General features: G+C 44.1%; 2 protein-coding genes and 1 pseudogene. All 3 read left to right on the plus strand.

Translation table 11 applies throughout. The annotated features are described in order from the left end of the window. Positions 1-71 precede the first annotated feature (71 nt). Positions 72-212 (plus strand): hypothetical protein, encoded by a 141-nt coding sequence (locus tag ACFIQE_RS11205; protein ID WP_375702937.1) that lies wholly within the window; start codon positions 72-74, stop codon positions 210-212. Next, positions 196-594, plus strand: coding sequence for a hypothetical protein (locus tag ACFIQE_RS11210; RefSeq protein ID WP_375633713.1), 399 nt, complete (start codon positions 196-198; stop codon positions 592-594). The genes ACFIQE_RS11205 and ACFIQE_RS11210 overlap by 17 nt, the downstream gene beginning before the upstream one ends. After that, a pseudogene (locus ACFIQE_RS11215) lies at positions 537-682 on the plus strand (chromosome partitioning protein); the annotation flags it as partial. The gene ACFIQE_RS11210 and the pseudogene ACFIQE_RS11215, both read left to right, overlap by 58 nt.

Consider the following 682-nt stretch of genomic DNA (forward strand, 5'->3'; position numbering starts at 1 on the left):
TTCGTTACACGGCTTTGCGTTTTTGCGCATTTGCCATGAATTTAAATACCATAAGATAAAAAGGTTTATCAATGTCTAAAGATCAGTACGAAATAGGCAAGATAAATTGCATAGAGTTGCATCATAGAACAGCCATTTGGATGGATTGGTTCTGGCGATTAGGGGATAATCATATTGTTTTTATAGGGGGTGGTTATGGTTGCTGCTTATAATTTATGGACGCCCGAGGCAAAAAGAGAAATCTTTAATCCTTATTCAGAAGCTGAACGTTTGGAAGCTATGCTTGCCTGTTCTTTAAAAGCCGTGAGTGGTGGCTTTCGGCATGTACCGATCCGGTATATTATTGACCCTCCGCATGGATTGTTTGATGCGATATTAGCGCGGCAAATTGCCATTCATATTTTGCATTATCAATTTGAGGTGCCGCGGCGGCGTATTGTTGCGATGCAAGTACGGAAGCAGACTGCTATCTTTCTTGCTTTGCAAGTGATTAACCGGCGTTTGGAAGAACCCGTTTTTGCGAAAGCTTATCGAAGATGGGCGGGGCGTGCGATGGATTTATTCTTACGAGAAATGGAAAAGGCGGGGGCGTGATGGCACAGTTTCAAAAGCTTGCTCTTGATGTGATTGTGGTGCCGGAGCGTATACGCCCTGTGGATGATGAGCATGCCAAGGCACTTGC

It is taken from the genome of Bartonella sp. AA1HLJMS, assembly GCF_042197445.1.
Lineage (GTDB): Bacteria > Pseudomonadota > Alphaproteobacteria > Rhizobiales > Rhizobiaceae > Bartonella.